The 19,226-nt window shown below is 62.4% G+C and carries 14 protein-coding genes and 1 pseudogene; 5 read left to right on the plus strand and 10 right to left on the minus strand.

From position 1 onward, the window contains the following. Positions 1-80 precede the first annotated feature (80 nt). Positions 81-1,013, plus strand: coding sequence for a LipP1 family hormone-sensitive lipase (lipP1, locus tag AC6CID_RS24380; RefSeq protein WP_039584517.1), 933 nt, complete (start codon positions 81-83; stop codon positions 1,011-1,013). A gap of 427 nt (positions 1,014-1,440) precedes the next feature. On the opposite strand, the gene AC6CID_RS24385 is transcribed toward lipP1, so the two are convergent. The 7 genes from AC6CID_RS24385 to AC6CID_RS24415 form a co-directional block, all read right to left on the minus strand. Beyond that, on the minus strand, positions 1,441-2,241 hold the full coding sequence (locus AC6CID_RS24385; RefSeq protein ID WP_039584515.1) for a crotonase/enoyl-CoA hydratase family protein: 801 nt from the start codon (positions 2,239-2,241) through the stop codon (positions 1,441-1,443). 166 nt (positions 2,242-2,407) lie between these two features. Then, complete coding sequence (locus AC6CID_RS24390) at positions 2,408-3,313, minus strand: alpha/beta hydrolase (RefSeq protein WP_039584514.1); 906 nt, start codon at positions 3,311-3,313, stop codon at positions 2,408-2,410. Positions 3,314-3,705: 392 nt separating this feature from the next. Further along, positions 3,706-3,990, minus strand: a complete 285-nt coding sequence (locus tag AC6CID_RS24395; protein ID WP_006550551.1) for a YciI family protein — start codon at positions 3,988-3,990, stop codon at positions 3,706-3,708. A gap of 275 nt (positions 3,991-4,265) precedes the next feature. Further along, positions 4,266-5,513 carry a CaiB/BaiF CoA transferase family protein gene (locus tag AC6CID_RS24400; RefSeq protein ID WP_039584513.1) on the minus strand — a complete coding sequence of 416 codons (1,248 nt, stop codon included), beginning with the start codon at positions 5,511-5,513 and terminating at the stop codon, positions 4,266-4,268. A 234-nt stretch (positions 5,514-5,747) separates the two neighbouring features. Next, positions 5,748-7,196: an aldehyde dehydrogenase gene (locus AC6CID_RS24405; RefSeq protein ID WP_039584512.1), complete on the minus strand. Its 1,449-nt coding sequence runs from the start codon at positions 7,194-7,196 to the stop codon at positions 5,748-5,750. A gap of 40 nt (positions 7,197-7,236) precedes the next feature. Next, positions 7,237-8,877: a flavin-containing monooxygenase gene (locus AC6CID_RS24410; protein WP_060655096.1), complete on the minus strand. Its 1,641-nt coding sequence runs from the start codon at positions 8,875-8,877 to the stop codon at positions 7,237-7,239. An 899-nt stretch (positions 8,878-9,776) separates the two neighbouring features. After that, positions 9,777-10,475, minus strand: a complete 699-nt coding sequence (locus tag AC6CID_RS24415) for an IclR family transcriptional regulator (protein ID WP_153008491.1) — start codon at positions 10,473-10,475, stop codon at positions 9,777-9,779. A 282-nt stretch (positions 10,476-10,757) separates the two neighbouring features. On the opposite strand from AC6CID_RS24415, the gene AC6CID_RS24420 reads away from it, so the two are divergent. After that, the gene (locus tag AC6CID_RS24420; protein ID WP_064061482.1) at positions 10,758-11,909 is read left to right on the plus strand and encodes an acyl-CoA dehydrogenase family protein; all 1,152 of its coding nucleotides are present in this window, start codon (positions 10,758-10,760) and stop codon (positions 11,907-11,909) included. Continuing rightward, positions 11,909-13,003 carry an acyl-CoA dehydrogenase family protein gene (locus AC6CID_RS24425; RefSeq protein WP_064061483.1) on the plus strand — a complete coding sequence of 365 codons (1,095 nt, stop codon included), beginning with the start codon at positions 11,909-11,911 and terminating at the stop codon, positions 13,001-13,003. The genes AC6CID_RS24420 and AC6CID_RS24425 overlap by 1 nt, the downstream gene beginning before the upstream one ends. A 146-nt stretch (positions 13,004-13,149) precedes the next feature. Here the strand turns inward: AC6CID_RS24425 and AC6CID_RS24430 are convergent, their stop codons facing one another. Then, positions 13,150-14,310 (minus strand): iron-containing alcohol dehydrogenase, encoded by a 1,161-nt coding sequence (locus AC6CID_RS24430; protein WP_064061484.1) that lies wholly within the window; start codon positions 14,308-14,310, stop codon positions 13,150-13,152. Between the two features lie 10 nt (positions 14,311-14,320). Then, positions 14,321-15,811 carry a CoA-acylating methylmalonate-semialdehyde dehydrogenase gene (locus AC6CID_RS24435; RefSeq protein ID WP_064061485.1) on the minus strand — a complete coding sequence of 497 codons (1,491 nt, stop codon included), beginning with the start codon at positions 15,809-15,811 and terminating at the stop codon, positions 14,321-14,323. Positions 15,812-15,925: 114 nt separating this feature from the next. Here AC6CID_RS24435 and AC6CID_RS24440 point away from each other — a divergent pair, with 114 nt between their 5' ends. Continuing rightward, positions 15,926-16,840: a LysR family transcriptional regulator gene (locus AC6CID_RS24440; protein ID WP_006550542.1), complete on the plus strand. Its 915-nt coding sequence runs from the start codon at positions 15,926-15,928 to the stop codon at positions 16,838-16,840. Between the two features lie 519 nt (positions 16,841-17,359). Further along, positions 17,360-18,547 (plus strand): TetR/AcrR family transcriptional regulator, encoded by a 1,188-nt coding sequence (locus AC6CID_RS24445; RefSeq protein WP_498354621.1) that lies wholly within the window; start codon positions 17,360-17,362, stop codon positions 18,545-18,547. Positions 18,548-18,977: 430 nt separating this feature from the next. Here AC6CID_RS24445 and AC6CID_RS24450 read toward each other — a convergent pair. Continuing rightward, a pseudogene (locus tag AC6CID_RS24450) lies at positions 18,978-19,226 on the minus strand (cyclopentanone 1,2-monooxygenase); the annotation flags it as partial.

Below are 19,226 nucleotides of genomic sequence, written 5' to 3' on the forward strand. Positions count from 1 at the left end.
CGTCCGCTCGGGCCTCCTCGTAGTGTGACTCCACCGACTCGGCGATTGACCAGTCCGCCTATCACATCAAGGAGATCACCATGGCACTCGATCCTGTAGTCGAGCAGTTGATAGATACGTTGAACGAGCAGGGACTGAGGTCGTTCGAGCAGATGAGTGTCGCTGAGGTCCGTGAGGTCATCGAATCCTTCAGCGAACTGCAGGCGCCGAAAGCGGATCTTGCTCGTGTCGTCGACACGGTCTACCCCGGACCGGATGGTGATCAGGCCGTGCGTCTGTACATTCCGGAGTCCGATGCGCCCCTGCCGGTTGTGGTGTATATCCACGGCGGCGGATGGGTTGCGGGCAGCCTCGACGTTACCGAGCAGCCTTGTCGCGCGCTGGCCGCGGACGCCCGGGTCATCGTGGCCGCCGTGAGTTACCGGCTCGCTCCCGAACACAAGTTCCCTGCCGCACCCGAAGACGCGTTCGCTGCTCTGAATTGGGTAGTCGACAACGTCGCCGACTTCGGTGGTGATGCGACGCGTGTCGCCATCATGGGCGACAGTGCCGGTGGCAATCTCGCCGCAGTCACCGCCCTTCGGGCACGTGATACCGGCTCACCGGCCCTGTGTGCTCAGGTGTTGGTCTATCCGGTTATCGACGGCACGGCACGCTTCCCGTCATGGGAGGAGAATGCCGAGGGATATTTGATCACCGCGGCAGCAATCGGCTGGTTCTGGGAGCAGTACCTGGCCACACTGGAAGACGCCGAGAACCCGTACGCCTCGCCGGCCAAGGCGAAGAGCTTGGCGGGGCTTCCTCCGACGCTGATGTTGGTCAACGAGTACGAGGTCACACGCGACGAATGCCTGAACTACGGGCGGATGCTGACCGAGCAGGGTGTCCCGGTCCAGGTCGAACTGTATAGCGGTCTTGTCCATGGCGTGTACTGGATGACCGGTGCAGTTCCGCGCAGTGCTGAATTGCACAGCGCGGTTGTCGAATTCCTCGGCAAACAGTTCGCTCGCTGAGTACGAGTGGCCGGTGGCTGTGCCGCAGTCATGTGCTGCGAGTGCAGCCACCCGTTGCTCGCTCAGCGCGTGCCCGCCGGCGTGCTGCACTCAGGTCCTCACGGAGCACATGTCTGGTCCAGCTGCTGGCTCCTCGAAGTGGCGGGCCCGCCGGCACACGATTCTCGAGCGCGGGATGTGCACGAGACACGCACACGGTCGTCCGGTTCCTCTGCGGGCAACTCAGGGAGGTCGAGACGTCCGAATTCGGGCGGATGAACAACATGCTCCTCGTCCTGCCCTGGTACTGAGGTAACAGTCAGTAGACCAGTGCTCGATCGAAGAGGACTCGTCGAACTTCACGACATCGTTCCTGCTGATGCGGTTGCCTTGCCGAACGTCCACGTGTCCGCACCGCTGATCGAGGAGCTTGCTACGTGAGGCATCGTCACTCGCCGGTGAATGCGGTAGTTCGCTTCTCCATGAGGGCGTTGACTGCTCTCGTGTGATCGGTGGTCTGTTGAACCAGCGCCTGCAGAGCAGCGGACAGTTCGAGGAGGCTGTCGAGGCTCTGGTGCTGCCCTTCGCGCAGGAGTTTTTTTGCCATCCGTACCGAGTGCGGAGGATTGGCGGCCACTCTGTTGGCGAGTGCGCGAGCTTCGTCGAGCAGCTGATCGGGAGGAACGACGTTCGAGACCAATCCCCACTCGAGAGCCTGTGTTGCGTCGACACGGTCGCCCGTGAGGATCATCTCGGCCGCCCGCGCCATACCGACCGCTTTCGGCAACAGCCACGCACCCCCGTCACCCGGGATGATGCCCAGCTTGACGAAGCTCTCAGCAAAGAACGCTTTTTCGCTGGCGATTCGGAGGTCGCACATGAGGGCAAGATCGCACCCGGCACCGATTGCAGGGCCGTTCACCGCTGCAATCAAGGGTACGTCGCAGTTGTACATCGCTCGTGGGATCCTTTGTATCCCGGCGCGATAGCCATCGCGTTGTTCGTGAGGTTTCCCGCCGAACAGTCCCTGGCGATTCGCCATGTCCTTGACGTTGCCGCCGGCGGAGAAGGTCGATCCCGCGCCGGTGACAATGACAGCGCGTACCCCGTAATCGGCGTTGACGGCATCCACGCATGCGACCAATGCGTCGACGACATCCATCCCTGAGACTGGGTTACGTTCAGCCGGCCGATTGATCGTCCACGTTTCGATGAATCCGTCGCGTTCTACGAGAACTGGATTTTCCATGTATGTGTCTTCCCGATCTTCACTGCAATCGATGGTTCGGATAATGCACTGCTGACTGGCATGCGAACGGACTCGGCGGCAGTCTGGTCGAAGCAGACCGCCGCCGAGACACGTTCCTCCTTCGTCGGCGCGCTTTGCTTTCAGTTGCACGCCCCACACACGGTGTTCAGGCGAGCCCCAACTTCGGCCGTAGCCACTGGGCGATCCGGTTCAGGGCCTGATCCGCCTCGGGTGCTCGTCCCGCGTTGAAGTGGAAGACATGCTGCTGTTCGTCGACCACGTCGAGCACGGCTTCGCTCCCTGCCTTTTCGATCAATTCGACGACCCGGCGCGAGTCGTCGAGCAGAGTCTCGTAGCCGCCGACCGATACATAGACGGGAGGGAAGTCTGTGTAGTCCCTGAGCAGCGGGTTTGCCCGCGGGTCCGTTGCTTCCGAGAGATCGGTGAGGAAATTCTCTCGCATCATCTCGAGGACTGCCCTCTTGGCCAGGACGTCGACTGCGTCGTTCGATTCGATCGTCAACCCCTTGATCTCCATATCGAGCCACGGCGAAAGAGCGACGACGGCGGCCGGAATGGGAAGTGCCATACCCGCAAGTTCGAACACGGTCGAGATGGCGAGATGTGCGCCTGCCGAGTCGCCGACCGTCGCCGTATGTTCTGCCTTGTAGCCCTGCGTACGGAGCCACTTCTGCACGGCAATGCAATCTTCGAGCTGTGCTGGATGCTTTGCCTCCGGCGCGAGCCGGTAGTCCACCACGAGTGCGTGAACTCCTGCCAGCTTGGCGAGGTGTGCGGCAAGCTTGCGATGGGAAAAGCGTGAACCTGTCACGAATCCGCCGCCGTGCGTGAAGACGATCACCCGGTCCTCGGCGGCGCCCAGCGGCTTGGCCCATGTTGCCGGCACACCGTTGGCTGTCACTTCTTCATACGTGACATCGGTGGGTTCGATGGTGGGAAGATGCCATTCTTCGAACATGTCTCGCTGACCTGCGAGATCCATACCTTCGGACCGTCGAAGCCAGGACGAGTACAGGTCGTTGAGGAACAGCGATTCTTTGCTCACGGACATGTGTTGCTCACTTTCATCACCGGTCGAGAAGGAAATTGACTGATCAGGAAGGCGTGAAGCTGGTGTATCGCGTACGCACGGTGTCACCCCACCCAGTCGGCTGATTAGAAAAGGCCGCTAGGGAAGGTCAACGATTGCCTCGGATTGTCGAAATGTCGATACTCATCGACCGCCACATCGGTTCGGCGTCGAGGCTTGCGCCGTCGAGGCGGTGATGTGATGGTTCCGCGATGTCGCTGATCGAACTTTTCGCATCCGTCGCTCACTATGCGAACGCACAGATGCAAGTTGTGCGGGTCGTTTGTGCCGACGCTACTGGAAGAGTGCTGATTGCAACTCGATGTAGAGATGCTGCAACTTCTTTCCATCGAGGTGGAGCAGCCGGGTCGTCCTCAGATCCCTACGAGGGGTCCGATGACGGGCTTCCACTGGTAGATGCTCTGGTCGACGACAACACCCTGCGTGACATACGGGTCCTTGGCGAGCAGGGCCTGCAGGTCGTCTTCGCTGTCCGCCTTGAACACGAGCAACGCGCCGGCCCCGTCGGCCCAGGCGCCCGCTTCCTGCAGCACGCCTTTGGCGGCCGCGTCCTTGACGAAGACCAGGTGGTCGGCATGAGCAGCCTCTTTGACGGATGCGTCAGTGGTGTACGACCAGATAACAGCGAACAGGGCCATGGTCACTCCTTGAGTGGGATAAGGGATGTGAAACGGTGCGGATATTCAGGAGAATGCGCACTTTAGAACGCTAGAAGCAGGGATGAGGTCACCAGTGTCCTATTTTGCAACACCTGTTGGTGAACGACGGCGAATATAGAACGGAGAGAACGCGATCGGCGTTGAACGGCCGGACGACGGTGTGGCTTGCATACGGTCGGTGACCTTGCCGGCAGCTGTGTGTGGAACCAGCTCTGCTGGTAGGCATGGCCAAGATCCGCCGTGCAGGTGAGCTGTTACTCGGGCAGTGCCCCGGCGGCGCGCAGCTGCTCGATATCGTCTTCGAGAAGTCCGAGTTCTGTTAGCACAGTATCGGTATCGGCGCCACGGTCGCGCGGCCCGAACCGCACAGCACCGGGGGACCCAGCGAGTTTGACGGGTACGCCGAGACCCCGGTAGCCGTCACACTCGACCACCATCTCGCGGTGACGGACCTGCGGTAGCGAAAGGGCCTCTCCGACATTGTTCACCGACCCCGACGGTACGCCGGCTCGCCGTAGCAGGGCCGCCAAAGCTTCGCGCTGCCAAGTTTTGACGAGGCCGCCGAGGATGTCGCGCAGTTGAGCTGCGTTTGCCATCCGGTCGGAGTTGGTGACGAATCTCGGGTCGTCGGCCAGGTCTGAAGCGTCGAGCGCCACGACCAGAGCGCGGAATTGCCGGTCGTTGCCGGCACCGATGAAGAAGGGGCCATCGGCGCAGGTGAACGTTTCATAGGGACAGATCGTCGGGTGTGCCACGCCCGTCCGCTCCGGCGCGACGCCGGTGGCAAACCACTTGCCGGCGTGTGGGTGCAGGATCGACACAGCGTTGTCGAGTAGTGCCAGATCCACGAGTTGCCCGCGTCCGGTCTTTTGCCGCACGTGAAGTGCCATGAGGATGCCGTTCACAGCGTTGAGACCCGTGATGATGTCGACCAGAGGGATCCCGATCCGCATGGCATCACCGTGGGGCTCACCGTTGATGCTCATCAGCCCCGACAAGGCTTGGAGAATTGCGTCGTAGCCGGGAGCACCACCGAGCGGCCCGTCGACTCCGTACCCGGTGATTCGACAGTGCACGAGTCGCGGGAATTCGGCGGCGAGCACGTCGTCGTCGAGTCCCCACTTCGCAAGGGTGCCCGCCTTGAAGTTTTCGATGACGACATCGGCTTCGGCAAGCATCGTGCGCAGCAGTTGTTGGCCGGCCTCGGTACGCAAATCCACACTGATGTTCCGCTTGTTGCGGTTCAAGCCATCGAAGTAGGCGCTGTGGTCATCCTTGACGAAAGGCGGGCCCCAGCTGCGTGTGTCGTCACCAGTAGGTGGCTCCACCTTGATCACGTCGGCACCGTGGTCGGCGAGCACTTGCGCGCACAGCGGGCCGGCCAGCACCCGCGAAAGATCGACGACCCGGATGTCGGTGAGTGCGCCGGTCCGTGGACGCAGAGTCTCGGATGCGGATTCTCGAGTCTCGGCCGGGAGGATGGCAGATGAGGATTCAGGCATGATTGCTCATTCTGTGCGGTTGGAAGTCGCTGGCCTCCGGAGGGAGGGACAAAGCATGAACGGAGTATTCTCAGCCATCGCTGACCTGCATCGACCGCGGGTAGTTGCCCATAGTCAGCGACGCTGAAGACGACGGGCATGCTCCGTGTAGCTACTCGTTCCTTCCATCGGATGAAGTCTCAGGCTGGACGCACTGTCGGGGGCGATATGGAGGGTCTGCGGGCGTTGCGAAGCCTAGACGTATATCGACTTGTACTCGAGATAGAAGTCCAGGGACTCGGGCCCGAATTCGCGGCCGACTCCGCTGTTCTTCACGCCGCCGAACGGGGAGCCGGTATCGAGGGAGTAGTAGTTCACTCCCACGGTTCCGGATCGAATACGTGACGCGATGTCCAAGCCGTGTTCGGTGTCTTCCGTGAAGACGACTCCTCCCAAACCGAATGGTGTGTCGTTCGCCATGTTGATGGCGTCCTCTTCGGTCTCATAAGGGATGACGGAGATGACAGGTCCGAAAATCTCGTCCTGTGCCAGCGGACTGCGATTATCGACACCCTCGAAGATGGTGGGAGACACGAACCAGCCGCGGGGACATTGCTCAGGGGAGTCGGTTCCGCCGCGGATCGTTCGGAATCCCTCGGACTGCCCGAGGCGGATGTAACTCCTCACCCGCTCCCGATGCTGCTCGCTTACCATGGGGCCCATGGTTACCGACTCGTCGAGTGGGTCTCCCATGACCAAGCCGTCTACGTAGGACGCAAGGACGTCGATGATCTCGCTGGACCTACCGTGGGGAACCAAGATGCGGGAGTTCGTGGTGCATGTCTGTCCCCCGTTCTTGAGCACGGCGTCTTTGAGGCTTCTGGCAAAGACGCCGAGGTCGGCATCGGGGAGCACAATGGCTGCGGATTTTCCTCCGAGCTCCAGGGAGACTCTCTTGAAACTGCGGCCGGCGACCTCGCCGATCGCTTGTCCTGCTGCAGTGGAACCGGTGAAGGCGATCTTGTCGACATCGGGATGGGCTACAAGGGCTTTGCCTGCATGAACGCCGCCGGCAACGATGTTGAGGACGCCAGGTGGTAGACCGGCTTCCTCGGCTGCCTCTGCGAGTACATAGGCATCGAGCGACGTCTCCGGTGCCGGCTTGAGAACTACAGTGCATCCTGCTGCCAGTGCGGGCCCGATCTTGGCCATGGCCAAGAGCTGTGGATAGTTCCAGGCAGTAATTGCGCCCACGACTCCTACGGGTTCTTCTCGCACGATGGTGGAGCCCATGCTGCTGGGTCGGCGGGTCTCGAATGTTCGTGTCTCGATGAGATCTGCCATGGACCGCAGGATCGCTACCGGAGCCGTTGCGCTTGTGCTCACCGACAAGGAGGAGATCATTCCGGTCTGCCGGCTGACGAGCTCTGCAGTCGATCTTCCTCGACGCTCGAGGCTGTCGGCGAAGCGCCGCATCACTGTAGCTCGCTCGTGGGGGGTGCTGCGCCCCCAGGGTCCTTTCTGGAGTGCGGCCCGTGCGGCGTGCACAGCCGCATCGATCTCCTCGGGCCCGCCCATCGCAGCAACACCCAGAGGGCGCTCGGTTGCTGCCTCGAACACCGGTGCCAGATCGGAGGTGCTCGCTTTGCGCCATTGGCCGTCGATGAAGAAACGTTCACGTTCAATGCTGTTGATGACAGGCATTATTCACTTCTTCCGAGGTTGAATCCGATTGAGCGAAACCTCACGATACCCGCAGTCCGTCGGTGTATCCTGCCGCCTTTTCCTTGTGCCAGAAATCCAGGTACATGGGCAGACCGTTCAGATACTGAAGCATCTGGGGCTTCTTGCCGGGGATGTTGCTGCCGTTGTACCAGGACTTTGCATGCTTGAACAGCGCCATGTCATCGGTACCGTTGATGTGATCGGTCCAGGTCTGGTCGGCTTCGGGAGTCGATTCGAACCGGGTAAGGCCCTCCGAACGAAGAAATTCGAGGAACTCGACCATGACCTCACCTTGAAGCTCCGCGTTCGTGGACCCGTTCGCAAAGGCGGCGGGGCTCTGCGGACCGTACACGAACATGGCGTTGGGAAAGCCGGCGGTGAATGCGCCGAGGTATGCGTCGACGCCCTGGCGCCACTTCTCGCCGAGGGTAACGCCAGCGGAGTTGCGGACCTCCATCGAAGTGAGCGCACCGGTATTATTGTTGAATCCGGTTGCAAGTACGATGATGTCGAACTCTCCGTGCTCGATACCATCGGATGTGCGAATTCCGGTTGCCGTGAACCCGGTGATCGGTGACTCCTGGATGGAGACGAGTTCGACGTTCTCCTGGTTCATCACCTCGTAGTAGTTCTGGTGCAGGGCCGGCCGCTTGGCTCCGAACGGATGAGGCGCTACGTCAGGCACCAGCAGGTCGGCCTTCACCGGGTCGAGGATCTGCGGCTTGATCTTGCTCTTCCAGAACTCGTAGACCATCGAGTTGGTTTCTTCGCTGAAGAGGTAATCGGAGAAGTTCCCGAGCCAGAATGCGAATCCGCCCTGATTCCAGAGACGTTCGAACAGTGCGAGACGCTCTTCCTCGGACGTGTCGACGCCATTTCGGGGATCGAACTCGTAGTCGATCGCAGCGAACGTTTCGCGACACTTGACCGCCACATCCGGCATGGTCTCCTTCAGGACCGCCTGCCTCTCCTCGGTGAGGTATTCCTGATGCATGGGCAACGAGAGGTTCGGCGTGCGCTGGAAGACGGTGAGTTTCTCGACGACAGGGCCGGCTTCCTGAACTACTTGGACTGCGCTGGCGCCGGTGCCGATGATGGCAACTCGTTTGCCGGTCATGTCGATGTCGTCTCGCCACCGCGCGGTGTGGACGAGTTCACCTCGATAGGCGTCCATTTCAGGGATGTTCGGGATGTAGGGTTCGGTAGTCGATCCCGTTGCGAACACGACGAAGCGTGCGCGGAAGCTCTCGTCGTTCTGTGAGACGAGGGTCCACATCCGCTCGTCCTCGTCGAACGTCGCGCTGACGACCTTGGTGTTGAAGCGCGAGTCCTTGCTCAGGTCCAGTTTGGAGTCGACGTAGTTGAAGTAACTGCGCATCTCTTCGTGGTCCGGGAACATCTGTGAGAAGTTCCAGTCCTTCCAAAGGTATTCATCGGTGAACTGGTAGACGGGTGCGTGGCTGTCGACGCGTGCGCCTGGGTAGCGGTTGAGGCTCCAGGCCCCACCGAAGCCTCCACTGGCTTCGAGCAGGATTACGGAGAACCCTTTGTCCCGAAGGTGGCGCAGCTGATAGATCCCGCCGAAACCGCCGCCGACCACGATGACGTCGTAATCCTGCGTTTCCGTCGTGGCGTGCTCAGGGAGATGGGTTGATGTCATGGGCCTAGACCTTTCCGAGGCTGACGTGCGGGCAGAGTTCCGGGGCGTTGTGTCTGGCTTTGCTTTCCGAAAGTCAAACGGCCTGTCGGAGTTGCGACCTCGTTGCGTATGGGGTGTGGCATGGGTCACGGAGATGGAATGAATCGACAATAGCGACCCACCAATAAATCCGCAACTAGAAATAAAAATACGTAAATAAGTAGATAGGCGCTCTGCGGCAAGGTTTGCGCGTCTTCTGAAGGCGAGGGGGGACCATGTCAGGACAAGGGGTGTTTGTTGTCGGCGGGGGAGTTTGACACTCGGGCGCGTGCAGGCCGAGTTGCTTGGTGTCGACGGCACATCGACGAGTGCGGGACCCTCGGTTCCGCCCGATGTCGCGGACGGGTGCTACGGCGACGACGTGGGCGAAGCGAACTCGCTGTTGTGGAGTGCTTGCGCGACGCTCCCCTGCGGCCGGCCGGAGATCAGAAGCAGATCAACGATGTGAATGGTGGCTACAGGGTGCGAGACATGTTCGGGCGCACGTTCCTCCGCTGTGATCGAGGGCGTCTGCCGGACCCTGCCGACCGTTACGGTCTGCGGCGTTCGATCCGGAAGTCGCGCCGCGTGGAGGCGCACCCTCCGATATATCCGGTGGTCGAGCGGTGCACCGGGAATCGATCATCTGTTAGGTGAAGGTCGAGAGATCGAGCAGGCGGGTCCGATCGCGATGTGAGGGTCACGCTCGCTCGAGAGGCGGCGGCCTGGCCGTCGCGTGTTGCTCACGGATGCGGTCGCTTACCGCGAGTGACCGCATCAACCCTGGTCCGTTTCTGTGTCAGGCGGGGTGTGGCGTCGGTCGACACGGTCGTCGAGCCGGGTCGAGCGACTCATCGAGGAATCAGTGTCCGTGTTGCAGGCTAGCGAAAGCCCCACTTGGTGGCGTATCGCAGGCAGATCTCGACGAGTTCGTCCTGCCGTTCGACGATGGTCTCCCGTATCCCGACCACGCCGAGGGTGGCGATGGTCCGGCCGCGTTCTCGGAGGGCGACCGATACCCCGTCTGCATGTTCAACGGCCACACCGGGTGCCACGCATACGCCGGTGTTCTCGAGCTCATCGAGTGAGTGCAGGAAGCGCTCGACGAAGTCGGCATCGGAGGATGGTCGAGAGTTGAGGTACGCCCAGATGTCACGTTGATCGCGATCGGCCAGCAAGAGCCATCCTGCAGAGGTACGCAGGAGAGATCGGCGCACCCGGTTTTCTGCCAGGTATGCGTAATGCGGGTCGGAAGAGACGTGATCGACGTAGAACAGGTCGTCGCCGACAGATGTGGACAGTGTGATGGTCAACCCGGTCTCGGCATGGACCTGCTCGAGCTGATCATGGCTGATCGAGGTGACCGGAGGTCGGCCTGCGATGACGTTGAGAAGATAGGGCGCGGTGCCGAGGGTGTAGATCCGGTCGCGCTCGTCGAGGTAGCCGACGGCGACGAGACCGTTGATCAAGCCCTGGACCGAACTGACGGGCGCGGAGAGTGCCCGTGCGATAGCGGTGAGGGTGAGGCCGTTTTCGGACCGGGCTACGAGTTCGAGGATCGACGCCACCCGATCGACCATGCGGTGCCGGGGACGGCCGGGAACCTTCTCGACCGGCACGGCTCCGGGGGACCCAGGAGTGTCAGCCATTTCGTGAGCCTATCAACAGGGAGAACTCCTCCAACCGATACATAATTACGTAAGATAATGCGCTATTGCGTAGATGTCGAGGACTGGATAGTGTCCATCCGAGATGGGGCCGGCGTTCGCCCCCCCGATCCGACCGGCCGCCGCTTACTCGGCGGCGAAATTCACGCGAGCATGTCGGGCCTCGCCCCAGCCGGAACTTCCTATGGAGGCACTATGAACCCCTCCGTCGCGCCGCCGACGACGGTGACCACTGATGAAATGGATGCTCTACGCGCCGAGGTACGCACCTTTCTCGAGAAGGAGACCGCGGCAGGGACACTGACACCGGGCATCGACACCTGGCTCACCCGGTGGGACGAGGACTTCACCCGCCGCCTCGCCGAGCACGGTTGGGTAGGAATGACCATCCCGACCGAGTACGGCGGGCACGGCCGGACCCATCTCGAGCGTTTCGTTGTCACCGAGGAACTGCTCGCGGTAGGCGCTCCGGTTGCAGCGCAGTGGGTGGCAGACCGCCAGATTGCACCATCGCTGCTGAGATACGGCACCGAAGAGCAGAAGCACAAGTACCTTCCCCGAATTGCTGCGGGTGAGTGCTTCTTCGGCATAGGAATGAGTGAGCCCGACTCAGGATCGGACCTGGCCAGTGTCCGGACCCGCGGCACCCGAGTGGAGGGCGGTTGGACCGTCACCGGCACCAAAGTGTGGACCTCGGGCGCCCACCACGCTGAGGCGTTCATCGTGCTGGCCCGCACGGAACCACTCGACACGGCACACCGCCACGCGGGCCTGAGCCAGTTCATCGTCGACCTCCGTTCCCGAGGCGTGACGATCCGGCCGATCATTTCCCTCTCCGGCGACCACCACTTCAACGAGGTCGTTCTGGACGAGGTATTCGTTCCCGACGCCAGGGTCTTCGGCACGTTGGGCAACGGATGGGAACAGGTCAACTCGGAGCTTTCCTTCGAACGCAGTGGACCCGAGCGTTTCCTTTCGACCTTCCGGCTCCTGGCTGCCGAGATCGGCGCGGTCCGAAAGGGACTGCTGCCCGAGCGCACCGACCTGGGACGTTCTGTGGCCCGGATGGTCGGACTGCACGCACTGAGCCAGAACATCGCCGGAGCCCTTCAACGGGGCGAGAAGGCCGACACCGCCGCCGCCCTGGTCAAACTCCTCGGTACCAGCATGGAAGGCGACCTCGTCGAGTACGTCTCTGATCGGCTGGGTGACGAGACCATGGACGGGCAAGCGGAAATCGAGGCTCTGTGCAGGGCCGGACTACACCAGCGTCCGGGGTTCACACTTCGCGGCGGTACCAACGAAATCCTGCGCGGCGTGATCGCGCGGGGGCTGGGGATGCGCTGATGACCACGACCGCGAGCACAATCGATCTTGCCGTAGACGGGGATCTCCAGGACCTCATGGACGATCTTGTCGCTGGGCACTCGGGGCCGGACATCGAGCCGGATCCGGCCGCTGTGTGGGCCACCTTGGGTGCGGTCGGACTGGCCAGGCTGACCGCACCCGAGGAGACCGGGGGCAGCGGCGCGGGTTGGGTCGAGGCCGCTGCTCTGTTACGCACGACCGCCGCTGGCGGCGTGGCCGTGCCCTTCGCCGAGACCGATCTGTTGGCAGGTCCCTTGAGGCGCGCGGCCGGCCTCGACGACTCGTCGTCGGACACAGCGACCGTCGCCGTCCTGAGGGCGGACGGCCTCGCGCAACGTGTGCCGTGGGCTGGCGCCACCGGGTCCGTTGTCTGCGTGCGTCGGGTCGATGCGGGCTACGAGATCGCGGACGTGCCCACCGATCGGCTGACCGTCGAGGCGGTCGAGGGGATCTCCGAGGTGCCCCTCGGGTCGGTCCGGGTCGACGGTGACGTCACCTGGACACCGGTGGACACCCGTGCCGTCGAGGATTACGTCCTGCGCGGCGCTCTCATCCGTGCGATCCAGTGCGTCGGCGCTATGGAGGGCATGCTGGCTTCGGCGGTTGCACACACCACCGACCGCGCTCAGTTCGGGCGCCCTCTGGCGCGGTTCCAGTCCGTGCAGAATCTCGTGGTCGACACTGCAGCCGAGTCCGTCCTTGCCCGTGCCGCCGTCGACACCGCTCTCGCAGACGCTGTTACCGACGACCTTGCCGGCGACTTCTCGGCCTTTCGTGTCGCGGTGGCCCGCAGTGTGGTCTCACCAGCGCTGGCCGTGGCGGTGCGCAACACTCACCAAGTGCACGGCGCAATCGGCACCACCCATGAGCACACCCTCCACCGGCTCACCCTGCCTGCGTTGCAGTGGCGTTCGGAATTCGGGTCCGCTGCGTTCTGGGAGCGTCAGCTCAGCCGTGCCGCCGTCGACGCCGGTATGGACGGGACCTGGCCGATGATCGTCGAGGGTACGCGGATCACGGGTACAGCTTCTGCCTATCTCGATGCTGTATCCGGACGTTCACGTCCTGACTGAGTGCATGAGTTCATGACGACGGTGACATCGTTGCGGAGCGAGCTCCCCGGCGATGGGGGCGGCTGAGCGGCAGGACCGAAAGGGTCCTGCCGCTCGAGCTCTCACCCTGACTCGTCGGACAGCGCGGGGCGCGGATCGCATCCACGCTAGTCGTAGACCTCGACGTACAGTTCGGCGATTTCGTCGACAGTGGGCACAACCGGGTTGTTGCCCGGCGAACCCGAATCGAGCGCCTGTTGCGCCATCAGTGGGATCAGATCGTTCCAGCGAGCTCGGTCGATACCGTGGTCGCGGGGAGTGGGAACAGCCAGGTCATGACATAGTTCGGCCAGGGAGTCGACGAGGGACTGCGCGGCGATACCGTCACCGGTGGCTTCGGTGGCCACACCGATGGCCCTGGCACAGTCCGCGTACCGTGACTCGGCGCCCTTGACGGAGAATGCGGTGATCGCCGGGAGCAGCATGGCATTGGACAGCCCGTGCGCGACATGGAAGTGCGCGCCGATGGGTCGGCTCATTCCGTGAACGAGGGCCACGCTTGCGTTCGAGAACGCCATGCCGGCCTGGGTAGCGGCGAGCATCATGGCTTCTCGCGCTTGCTTGTTCTCACCGTCTTCATACGCGGTGCGCAGATTCTGGCCGATGGTGCGCATGGCTGCGAGCGCGAGGCCGTCGGAGACAGGGTTGGCTTTTCGGCTCACATACGCCTCGATCGCATGGGTAAGTGCATCGACTCCGGTATCGGCAGTCAGGCGAGGGGGCATGGACATTGTCAGTTCGAAGTCCACGATTGCTGCGATGGGCAGGAAGGACAGGCCTGGACAGAGCATCTTCTCGTCCGTGACGCTGTCACTGATGATGGTGAACTGCGTAGCCTCCGAGCCGCTGCCGGCGGTGGTCGGGATCGCGACGACGGGAAGCGCTGGTCCGGTGTAGACGTGCGGGACCTTGTAGTCCCGCATCCGGCCCCCGCGGACCCCGAGGACGGCCAGCGCCTTCGCAGTATCCATCGGGCTGCCGCCACCGAAGCCGATCACCGAGTCGGCGTTGTGATCGGCGAGCAGGGCGAGCCCTGTTTCGAGGGAGTCGGTGGTGGGGTCGGGAACGGTGTCGTCGAACAGGGCTGGTGTGATGCGTGCTTCGCGCAGGAGAGTCAAGATCCGTTCGGACGCGCCAGTCGAGGTGAGGAACTTGTCGGTCACCACTACCGGGCGCTGCAATCCGAGTTGACGGATCACGTCCCCGATGTCGTCGACGGTGCCCCCGCCGATTCGCAGGAACCGTGGGAAGGCGATCTGGATACTCATGGTGCCGTCCTTAGTCGTTCTGAGGGAAGCCGAGGTTGATGCCGCCGTGGTTGGGGTCGAGCCAGCGGGTGGTGACGACCTTGCCGCGGGTGAAGAAGTGCACACCTTCGGTGCCGTGGGCGTGTGTGTCACCGAAGAGGGAGTTCTTCCAGCCGCCGAAGCTGTAGTACGCGGTGGGGACGGGGATGGGGACGTTGACGCCGACCATACCGACCTCGACTTCGTTCTGGAAGCGGCGGGCTGCGCCGCCGTCGTTGGTGAAGATGGCGGTGCCGTTGCCGTAGGGGTTCGAGTTGATCAATTCGAGGGCTTCGTCATAGGTCTCGACCCGTACGACGGACAGGACGGGGCCGAAGATCTCGTCGGTGTAGACGCTCATATCGGTGGTGACGTGATCCAGAAGGGTCGGTCCGAGCCAGAATCCGTCGCTTCCGCCATCGGCCTGCACGGACCGGCCGTCGACTACGACGGTGGCGCCGGCAGCTTCGCCGGCGTCGATATAGGAAGACACTTTGTCACGATGTGCTTTGCTCACCAATGGACCCATATCCGAGTCCTTTGTGCCGTCGCCGGTTTTCAGGCTCAGGGTGCGATCCTTGATCTTTGCAACCAGCTCATCGGCGATGTCCCCGACCGCGACCAGTGCGGAGATCGCCATGCAGCGCTCACCGGCGGAGCCGAAGCCCGCGTTCACCATCGCGTCGGCGGCCAGATCGAGGTCGGCGTCCGGCAGAACAACGGCGTGGTTCTTCGCGCCGCCGAGTGCCTGGACGCGCTTGCTGTGGGCGGTTGCGGTTTCGTAGACGTACTTCGCGATGGGGGTCGACCCGACGAAGGAGATGGCCTTGATCGCCGGATTGGTGAGTAGTTCGTCGACGGCTGTCTTGTCACCCTGCAGGACGTTGAACACGCCGGCAGGCAGGCCCGCCTCGGACCACAGTTCGGCGATCCACAGCGCTGCCGTGGGAACCTTTTCCGACGGCTTGAGGACCACGGTGTTCCCGGCGGCAATCGCGATGGGGAAGAACCACATCGGAACCATGGCGGGAAAGTTGAACGGGGAGATGATGCCGACCGGCCCGATGGGCTGGCGGATCGACGCCATGTCGACCTTGGTCGACGCGTTCTCGGTCATCCCACCCTTGAGAAGGTGGGCGATGCCGCAGGCAAATTCGACGACCTCCTGGCCGCGGGAGACCTCACCGAGCGCGTCGGAGAGCACCTTGCCGTGCTCGGAGGTGATGATCGCAGCCAATTCCTGCTTGCGGGCGTTGAGCAGTTCACGGAATGCGAACAGAATCTGTGTGCGCTTGGCGATCGAGGTATCTCGCCATGCGGGGAACGCCGCCGCGGCTGCCTCGATCACCGTGCGGGCGTCGTCTGTGCTCGCAAGTGCAACTTCTGCAGTCACTGCGCCGGTGGCGGGGTTGGTGACCGGGGCCGATGTGCCGTTGGTGCCGGTGAAGGGCTTGTTGTCCAACCAGTGTGGGATGACGGTCATGGTTATGTGCTCCTGTGACTCTGTGGTTTTCTCGAGTCTGTCGGTGCATATGTGCCGCGGTCAACGAGTATCTTCGCAGTGAGAACTGCAATTTTGCAGCAGCGAGGGAGTGGGATGTTCACCGCCGATAACATGCGTTTTCTGCTGGAGTTGTCACGGACCGGGCGGATCGCGGACGCGGCCAAACGTCTGGACGTCGATCAGACCACGGTGTCGCGCAGGATCACCCGACTCGAAAAAGACATGGGAGCGCGACTGTTCGACCGGGGATCGTCGGGATGGCAACTGACCGAGGCCGGCCGGCGTCTGGTGCCGTACGCAGAAGCGGTCGAATCGACTCTGTTGGCTGCACTCGACGCGACATCGTCCGCTGGATCCGGCAGTCTTCACGGCACTGTCCGGATTCTCACCCCGGACGGCTTCGGCGCCTATGTGTTGGTTCCGGGACTGGGCATGGTGCGCGACAGACACCCTGACCTGTTCACCGAGCTGCGTACGTCGACCACGCACGATCTGGTGACCGGTCGCGACTTCGACCTCGCAGTCACTCTCGAAAGGCCGTCACCACGATCGGTGTCCGTCAGCAAGCTGGCCAACTACGACCTGCGTCTTTATGCATCACGTCGCTACCTCGACTCGCACAGTGCCATCGAGTCCCTCGACGACCTCGAGGACCACACGTTGGTGTGGTACGTGAACGCCATCTTGGACGTCGAGCCGCTACGTCGACTCGAGCGTCTCCTGCCCGAAGATCGCGCGCAAGTCCAGACGAACAACATCACCGGCCACTATCAGGCGGTCAGGTACGGAGTGGGTATCGCACCGCTCCCGACCTACATCGGTAATGCCGACCCCGATCTCGTGCCCGTACTCCCGGACAAGTTCGTGGCCGAGAGAACCTATTGGTTGGTTGTTCCGCGAGAACTGGCTCGCCTGGCACGGGTGCAGGCCGTCATCGAGATTCTTCTCGACATCGTCAGCGAGAATCCGGATCTGAGGGCGCCGGGTCAGGGCGGTGATTCACGCTGATTCGCGTGCCGCTCGGATGGCTGTGGCGGTGGAAGGACGCCTCCGGCATCTTGTCTGTTTTGGGAACGGACGGACCAGGACGGTGTGGGAATACCGGGCAGCTCTTCACTTTTCAGCCTTCGGTCTTCGGACCGTCCATTCGGCCGATCCTACCGATCGATAGGAGGGTAAGTCAATGGTCCATAACTGTCAGTGATCGTCGCCAGATGGTGGTTTGACCTCTCATCTGAGATAAACAACCTGCATGATCTGTGCTTGCGGGTGGTTCATGTCGGGTCGCAGACGCAAATTAGGTAACCTGAGGTAACAACTTGTCGTGGCCGGTGTGTGGCTGCGAAGTGTCTCCGGAAGATTGGATGAGGTCTGTGCTCGTTCAACCGGAGCGACGTAGCAGTCTCGCACGACCCGACGGGGGAGCGCCCTGGCTGGGGCGTAGCTGGACCGACATGCTCAACAGCGACGCGACGTGTCTACCGGAGGCGAGGTCCGGAGCTGAGTCCGTCACGAACGGAGAGACCCATGGGGGCTGAAGCCCGAATCGCACCGACGTCACGTCGGCCGAAAGACCGCAATGTGCAGATCGCGAACAATGCACGCGAGCTGTTCGCACTCAGGGGCTTTCACGCCGTTCGCGTAGACCATATCGCCGAGGCGAGTGGAGTCACCGCGCGTGCGGTGTATCGGCACTACAAGAACAAGCAGGAACTCCTCGCCCGCATCATCGATGAGGATCAACAGCGTTGGATCGACGCTCTGGATTCGATCTCAGAGGTCGAGTCGGATGAGGAGCTGGCCCGGCATCTCGACTACCTGGCGCGTGTCGGTATCGAAAGTCGCCGGCTGTCGGTGCTGTGGCAGCGTGAAGCGCGCCATCTGGACGAAGATGATTTCCGAACCGTACGAAGCAGGGCAGTGTGGATCTCGGACAACGTTGCCGGTCGACTGATCCGTCCGTGCCACCCCGGCCTCGGCGCGTTCGCAACCGATGTTCGCAGTTGGGCGGTTGTCAGCGTCTTGACCAGCCCGGCGTTCTACGACAGCGCGCTTTCGCGGTCTCGTCTCGCTACCGTGATGGCAACGGCATGCGAACGGATCATCGCTGCGCCGACAGTCGAGCCTGTGCGTCGCCGGCAGACGCCGACTGTCGAGAACGTGCCGATGGCGCGGCGCGAGCAGTTGCTTGCGGCCGCGGCGGCAGCCTTTCGTCGCAGTGGATATGCCGGCGTCAGCATCGACGATATCGGAGCGGATGTCGGGTTCGCCGGTCCGGCGATCTACCGGTATTTCAAGACCAAGTCGAGCATCCTCGTCGCATTGATGGAGCGATTCGCCGAGTGGCGAGCATTGGAGGTCGTTCGAGCGCTGCGCACCTCCATTGATCCGGCCGAAGTGTTGTCCGCGTTGATTTCCGGGTACGTGCGTCTCGGAATCGAGGCCGTGGATCTCCTCGCCGTGGCACTGACCGAAGGGCATTACCTTCCAGACGAGGATCGTGAGCGCTTCGAGCGGATCAATGACGATTTTGTCTCCGAGCTGCGCCGGTGGTACTCCTCGGTCCGGCCGGATGTCGACCCGGCGGCCGCGCAGTCGCTCGTGAGCATCGCGGTCACCGTGGTGCACGACTTGGTTCGGATTCCCCATTTCCTCCGCTCCCCGGACTTCGAATCCGAGCTCGATCGGGTAGTGCATGCCCTGTTTGCAGACTGATGTCGACCGGCGTGCTGGGACGCGTGGGTCAGGCACGCCTCTGCCTTCCGATCTGTAGGTCGGTTTTCGAACCGGACCCTTCTCCCGCTCTCGACCGGTCGGAGCACCGGAGTTGGAGACGACCGCCTGGTGGGCCGTACGTGACAGATCGGCGTCGACGTCGTCCATATTGGTGCGTTCGGACCTGAGGGCGTAGTCGACGTCGGGCGGATGCCGGCCAGGTCCCGACCGTGTCGTTCGGATCGAAGGACCTGCCGAGGTTCCGAAAACTGCTCGAGCGCAGTGTTCATCGCCGTGAGCGAGTATTCGGTGACCTCGGGCTCGAACGTCGAGCTCACACAGTGGAGCGGCGCATCCATCTACTTCAACAGTGACGGCACGGGTGCTGGGGTTGTCCGACCCCAGCACCCGTGCCGTCACATCACTGTGTTCAGGTGCGGACGAAGCCGGCGTAATCGTTTTCTGCCGACTCCTGGTTCTTCTTCAGGTACTGGGCCAGACCACCGGGGTAGGCCAGCAGTTCACGCTTCTTCCCGGGCACATTGGCATTCATGTACCAGGAGTCCGCGAGCGGGAAGATCGTGGCGGCGGTGACTTCCTCGAAGTGCTGCTGCCACTCCTTCTCGCCCTCCGGCGTCGCTTCGATCCGGGTCAGGCCCCGCTCACGCATACTGACCAG

It is taken from the genome of Rhodococcus sp. GQ147 (assembly GCF_059759155.1).